We start from the raw sequence: 6,604 nt of genomic DNA on the forward strand, positions 1-6,604 counted from the left end.
TTTTACACTCGTAAAAATCTGTCTTTATGAACCCCGAACAAGCGCCTTCACAGGATACATACATTTTTCCCGCTGAGCCAAACCCGCTAGCCTTTATCATCATAAATGCTGATAATACGGTAACCGTTATCAGTAAGCACTTAGAAATGGGCCAGGGTATTTATACCGGTCTGGCCACCTTGGTAGCTGATGAACTGGATGCCGCTTTTGACCAGATGCGGGTGATCACGGCCCCCGGCCAGCCTACGCCCCAAGGCCCTTATGGCAACGCTCTTTTTGGGGGTATACAGGGAAGTGGTGGGCAAACGGGGATTCATTCCTCCTATATGATCTATCGCACGGCAGGCGCAGCGATGCGACAAATGCTTCTATCGGCTGCCGCCAAAAAACTGGGGACTACTACGAATAACCTGACGATTAAGGCCGGTGTCATTACCGATAGTACAAGCGGTAAAAGCCTAACCTTTGGTGACATTGCCCAGGAAGCTATGGCCGAGCCGGTCCGTAAAGATGCCGCGGTGAAAGATCCCAAAGATTTTACCTACATAGGCAAGCACTTCCCCCGATTGGACGCCAACGATAAAATACACGGTAAGACGCAGTTTGTACAGGACATAAAGTTACCGGGTATGATTACTGCCGTTATTAGACGGCCTACCCGCTTTGGATCAACCGTCAAAAGTTTTGATGCTACTGAAACCCTCGCCTTCCCGGGGGTACGTCAGGTCGTGGAGTGTCCGTTTGGCATTGTTGTCGCTGGCGATAATTTTTGGAGCGTTTACGAAGGTGCTGACAAGCTAAAAGTGGAATGGGACTATAGCAAGGCGTATGATTTCAGCAGCGACAGCATCCGAGCCTCTTTCCGGGAATTGCTCAAGCAGCCAGGCACCACAGCCATTGATTATGGCGACGTTGACGCTGCCTTGGCCGGTGCTGCCAAAAAATTGACGTATGAGTTTGAAGTGCCCTACAGCGCTCACATGCCATTCGAGACCATGAACAGCATTATGCAAATTCATGAGGATGGGACGATTGAGATGTGGGGTCCTTCACAAATATTTACCATTGATGGGAATACGGTTGCCGGCATGATGGGCATTAGCCCCGATAAAGTGAAGTTAAACATGACGCAATGTGGCGGTTCCTTTGGTCGTCGAAGCGGCCCCCACGCCCTTTGCTGGGTGGAGAATCTGGCCATTATCAAAGCGCTGGGTACGAATAAGCCCGTAAAACTGATGTACAGCCGCGAAGACGATGTAAGCAGCCCCGGCACGGTCTTGCGCCCCGGCTTCATCCATCAAATTGAGGCAGGTCTTGATCAGGATGGAAAACTGATTGCCTGGGCACACCGGGCTGTAGGCCAATCCATATGCAAAGGCACCGCTTTTGAAGCCTCCGTCATCCATGACGGAATTGACTTTATGAGTGTAGAAGGCTCGGTCGATCAGCCGTATGATCTACCAAGTCACCGCCTGGATCTTCATTCACCCGAATTACCGATTACGGTTAGTTGGCTGCGTACATCCGGAACCTTCCACAATGGGTTTGCTCACGAGAGTATGATCGATGAATGCGCCCAGGCCGCTGGCCAGGACCCTTTTGCCTACCGGATGGCTCTGATGACGGACGACAAGCGTGAAAAAGAATGCCTGCGGCTGGCTGCGGAAAAAGCCGAATGGCACAAACCGTTAGCGCCTGGCGAACCGGGCACACGCCGTGGACGGGGTATAGCTGTAGTGCCGGCCCACCGGAGTTATGCCGCCTGTGTGGCCGAGGTAACCGTATTTTCTAACAACGATTGGCGTATTGACCGGCTGGTATGTGTTATGGATTGCGGGATGGTGATTAACCCGGATAACGTCATCGCGCAAATGGAAGGAGCCGCGTTATTTACCCTTGGCATGGCTCGTTACAGTCGAATTACGTTTAGCAATGGGGGTATCGACCAACGTTTTTACAGCGACGTACACATCACGCGTATGCACACATCACCTAAAAAAGTAGAATGCTATATCGTGCCAAGCACTCAGGGGCCCAGTGGTAGCAGCGAAACCATGGGTGCTTGTATAGCTCCTGCCTTGGGTAATGCCCTTAAAATGGCAACTGGCGAACGCATCACTACCGTTCCCATGATGCTCACCGGCGAACCGGCGGAAGAACACTGGGATGTACCGGCCATTCTCAATACGTTTGAGGGCGCTCTCAAAACAGAACTGGTGTAATCTATCCCTGAATTACCTAAAGTTTGTTTCTAACTACAGATAAGTGGCGATGTACCAAAGCCTTTGGTACATCGCTAAACTACCGTATCCTAGGTAGATGAACGAGTTTGAATTGCTCCATGAAAGAGATAAGTCGTATAGTTGAGGTCTTTAGACACGTTGATTTTACCCACCGCAAAGCAGCCTTGGCAACAGTTGTGTGGGTTGAAGGCTCCTCCTACCGTCGGCCGGGGGCGCGGATGCTCATCACCGATGATGGCCGTTGGGAAGGCGCTATCAGCGGTGGCTGTCTGGAAGGCGATGCGCTACGCAAAGCCCGCCAGGTCATGCTCGATGGAGTACCGATCGTCGTCACCTACGATACGATGGACGACAATGCCAACAGCTTCGGGGTAGGCCTGGGCTGCAACGGGATTATTGATGTATTCATTGAACCCATCGATCCAGATGATCCGCTCAATCCGATTGTCCTGCTGGAGACGTTTACGCAGCAACGGGTTGTTCAAGTCATGGCTACGATTTTAAAAAGCCATCCGGAAGGGGACCAGCTACAGGTTGGAACCCGCTATATAATGTCTGAATCCCATACCGAGGCTTTACCCGACTGGTTACAGGCTGATATGGAGGTTGTACTTGCGACGGGAAGGCCTATAAGTCAGGAGTATGCTAGTCCATCAGGAATGGTCAACGTATTTATCGAACGGATTGACCCCAGTATTGAGCTTATTATTTTCGGAGCCGGGTATGATGTGATCCCAGTCGCTAAACTGGCCAGTGAGTTGGGTTGGCAGGTAACCATTACAGACGATTGCATTGCCCATCTAGCACCCAAACGGTTTCCGGTCGCTACCTGCGTGTTACACGCCGATCGCCAGGCTGTACTCGATAAGTTAACGATTACCAACCGGACGGCCGCGGTGCTGATGTCCCATAACTTTAATTATGACCGGGCCGTTTTGAAAGCCTTACTTCAGACCGACGTTCCTTACATTGGCATGTTGGGGCCACGCACACGGTTTGACAAGATGCAGGACGAATTTGAGAAAGAAGGGTTTTTCAATAGCGTAACCAGCCAAAACCGGGTACATGCGCCAATTGGGCTTGATTTGGGCGCTGAAGCACCTGACGAAATTGCACTTTCGATTATTGCTGAAATAAAAGCCTTATTTGCCAAGAGATCGGGCGGCTTTCTTAAAGATAAGTCCGGTCCCATTCACAAACGACTTACCAGTCCTTCGCTGGCTTAGAAGTAGTACCAGTCTAGTTATGTTAACTAGGCTGGTACTTACCAAAGGCCTTTATTGTCTCTATCTGCATCAGTACAGTCGTCATCCTATTTTACAAAGGGGCTAGACTTAAATTCATTGCTATTTCGTTTTGCTCGTAGCGCTGATAAGTACGGCTATGGCGTTTTAATCGGTTTTAAGAATAATCAGGCCTAGTATCGTCTGTGGAAAGCGTGCACCTTGTGGAGAGATAGCGAATAAAAGCCGCAGCCAATAGACAGTTACCTTCGGCAGTTGAGTGTCTCAACTAATATTTATTAGACCGTCTCAGAAAACAGCCTGATCATATTGGGCTGTTTTCTTTCAAGTGTATATGTGCTTGTAACCTACAAGCACATATGGCCTAACAAAATGCCTTGAGTAAATCGAGACTAAGCCCGAAGGGGTCCCTCATCTCTATTTTACCTCATCTACTATACGGTTCGTAAGACCGAATAAATCTCGAACTCTTTTAGTAAAAAACAAATGATTTACGATAATCACAATCGTCCCATTACCTATCTCCGATTGGCCGTCACAGATCGCTGTAATCTACGATGCTTTTATTGCATGCCTGAAGAGGGCATTAAGTATCTGCCGAAACGGCAAGTGCTGACGTTCGAAGAAATGGAGCGTGTTGTTGCTGTGCTGGTCAGCTTAGGCATAAACAAAGTGCGCATCACAGGTGGTGAACCCTTTGTGCGCGCTGGCCTAATAAGCTTTATGCACCGATTAAGCTACTTGAACGGACTCAATGACCTATCCATAACTACAAATGGGGTGTTAACGGGTCCTCATGTAGCGGATATGGTGGCATTGGGCATTAAATCGGTGAATTTAAGTTTAGATACACTCAATCGGGATCGGTTTCGTCAAGTCACCCGGCGTGACGAATTGCCGGCCGTTCTGAAAACACTAGATAGTTTGTTGGCCGCTGGTATTCAAACAAAAATAAACACGGTTGTTATAGAAGGCCAAAATATACAGGATATACAACCATTGGTTGAATTAACCCGAACGTTGCCCGTTGAAGTTCGCTTCATCGAGGAAATGCCCTTCAACGGCGAAGGAAGCCATTACCCGAGACTTTATTGGACTCATCAACGTATCATAGCCGAAATTCAGTCTTATTACCCTACTTTACAAAAACGGACAGATAGTACATTTTCGACGTCGGCAGGGTACCAGATTCCAGGTCATCAAGGAAGAATAGGGGTGATTGCAGCTTTCAGCCGAACGTTTTGTGGCACTTGCAATCGCATTCGCCTAACCGCCCAGGGGTCGCTCAAAACCTGCTTATATGGTGATAGTGTTTTGGACGTCCGTGCGCTGTTGCGGGAAGGCGTCTCCGATCAGGAACTGGCAGACGCTTTCCTACTCGCGTTCGCCCACCGACCAGTCAATGGCTTCGAGGCTGAACAAAAGCGCTCTATCCTTAGTGAATCGATGGCTACCATTGGCGGGTAAATTTCATCGTTTCTTACTCCCGTGACCAGTGAAAATAGAGGGCTTTTTTTAAGCTATTATATCGTACCTCACGAGTAAAAGGCAAAGCATAACGAAACCGCACTATGCATTCATAGAACAGCGGTCACATTTTTTCAGAAATCAGATAACCTATGAATGCGTCTATTTCCGTGTTGTTATTTGGTATGACCCGTGACCTAACGGGTCAGTCAAATGTATTGGTACCCATTCATGAGCCAATCCGGGTTCAGGATTTACTTAACCAATTACATCAGGCCTATCCTGAGTTGGCCGGTCTCCGCTCACTTTTAGTGGCCGTGAATGGCGAGTATGCCGAAATTGATCAGTTCATTGGACCTTCCGACGAGATTGCTCTCATTCCACCTGTAAGTGGAGGTTAATTTCAGCGAGGTACGATCCGTTTTGTCGCTTTACAGCATTTATACTTGAACATCGCTTGTTGATGCCAGGCGTTCAACCGCTCAGGGGTAACTACAAACTGATTAAATAAACTGATTGATGATAGTAATAACAACAGATCACATTGATGTCGCGGCTGCCTTAAAATCCATAGAATCAGAGCAGGCGGGTGCTATTGATTTATTTTTGGGTGTAGTCCGTAACAAAACTCACGAGCGTTCAGTAAACAGGCTTGAATACGAGGCCTACGACCGAATGGTTATTAGCGAAATGGAGAAGATTGCTGAGGAAGCCAATCGGCGCTGGCCCATTCTACGGTACACCATCATCCATCGAAAAGGTATCCTGCAAATCGGTGAAATAGCGGTCTTAATTGGGGTAGCCACCGCTCACCGAAATGATGCATTCGTGGCTTGCCGTTACATCATAGACACCATCAAACAGACCGTTCCCATCTGGAAAAAAGAAGTATTTATAGATGGAGAAGAATGGGTAAATACGCATCCTTAGAGCGTGTTGGGGAATTGAGAAAGGTGGAGAGTCGTGTCAACTTTGTATCGACCAAGATGCAAAATCATGACCAAACAGTGGAAGCCACTGACCGACCCTCAATGAGCCGCAATTTCACCTTTTTTCGATCTAAAACGCAAGCGAAAACACGAATTGCGACAAATTATCAACATCATTCTGTGGCTGTTGCGAACCGGTTGTCAATGGCGTAATTTACCCCAAGAATGGCCTAACTGGCAGGCCGTTTACTGGAACGCCAGCCCGGTATTATTTTGAGCAGTAGAAACAGGATGGCACCTTTGAGCGAATCAATGCCGCCTTGAATCGAATAGATCGAAAACAAGTCGACAAAGAAGCTTATCCGTCTGTATTATGTGTTGATGCACAGGGCCGGTCCGCCGGTGCGGTTAAACTCAATCCCATGATTTGCGAATATCGAGGTATAGATGTCAATAAACGGGTCAACGGGCGAAAACGAGAGTTTGTTGTGGACTCGGATGGGCGGCTATGGGTGGCCGATGTGCATGCAGCTAATGAAGCGGAAGGCCCGGCGGCCATTCCCCTGATCGGTACTATCCTCTGGCGGGCAGGAGAACGCCTGGAAAAGGTTTATGGTGATCAGGCCGCTTCGGCCTTTAGATTTGAGCCAGTGTAAAATTCCAAGAATGTCCTACCTTGGAAAGCTCTCAGAATGAGAGTAAACCAGTGCCAGTGGGGATG

7 protein-coding genes are annotated in these 6,604 nt (G+C 48.5%); all 7 read left to right on the forward strand.

The genetic code is table 11. The features are described from left to right. Window positions 1-26 precede the first annotated feature (26 nt). The 7 genes from ACYVEA_RS24185 to ACYVEA_RS24215 all read left to right on the forward strand — a co-directional run bounded on the left by ACYVEA_RS24185 (window position 27) and on the right by ACYVEA_RS24215 (window position 6,539). Window positions 27-2,222 (forward strand): xanthine dehydrogenase family protein molybdopterin-binding subunit, encoded by a 2,196-nt coding sequence (locus ACYVEA_RS24185; RefSeq protein WP_461115996.1) that lies wholly within the window; start codon window positions 27-29, stop codon window positions 2,220-2,222. A gap of 119 nt (window positions 2,223-2,341) precedes the next feature. Beyond that, the gene (locus ACYVEA_RS24190; protein ID WP_461115997.1) at window positions 2,342-3,469 is read left to right on the forward strand and encodes an XdhC family protein; all 1,128 of its coding nucleotides are present in this window, start codon (window positions 2,342-2,344) and stop codon (window positions 3,467-3,469) included. 504 nt (window positions 3,470-3,973) lie between these two features. Then, window positions 3,974-4,954, forward strand: coding sequence for a GTP 3',8-cyclase MoaA (gene moaA / locus ACYVEA_RS24195; RefSeq protein WP_461115998.1), 981 nt, complete (start codon window positions 3,974-3,976; stop codon window positions 4,952-4,954). 152 nt (window positions 4,955-5,106) lie between these two features. Next, the gene (locus tag ACYVEA_RS24200) at window positions 5,107-5,355 is read left to right on the forward strand and encodes a MoaD/ThiS family protein (protein ID WP_461115999.1); all 249 of its coding nucleotides are present in this window, start codon (window positions 5,107-5,109) and stop codon (window positions 5,353-5,355) included. Window positions 5,356-5,473: 118 nt separating this feature from the next. Further along, entirely contained in the window at window positions 5,474-5,884 is a 411-nt protein-coding gene (locus tag ACYVEA_RS24205) for a molybdenum cofactor biosynthesis protein MoaE (RefSeq protein ID WP_461116000.1), read from the forward strand. A gap of 186 nt (window positions 5,885-6,070) precedes the next feature. Next, complete coding sequence (locus ACYVEA_RS24210) at window positions 6,071-6,160, forward strand: transposase (protein ID WP_461116006.1); 90 nt, start codon at window positions 6,071-6,073, stop codon at window positions 6,158-6,160. Window positions 6,161-6,203: 43 nt separating this feature from the next. Beyond that, window positions 6,204-6,539: a hypothetical protein gene (locus ACYVEA_RS24215; protein ID WP_461116001.1), complete on the forward strand. Its 336-nt coding sequence runs from the start codon at window positions 6,204-6,206 to the stop codon at window positions 6,537-6,539. Window positions 6,540-6,604: the final 65 nt, after the last annotated feature.

The sequence above is a fragment of the Spirosoma jeollabukense genome, from assembly GCF_054777855.1.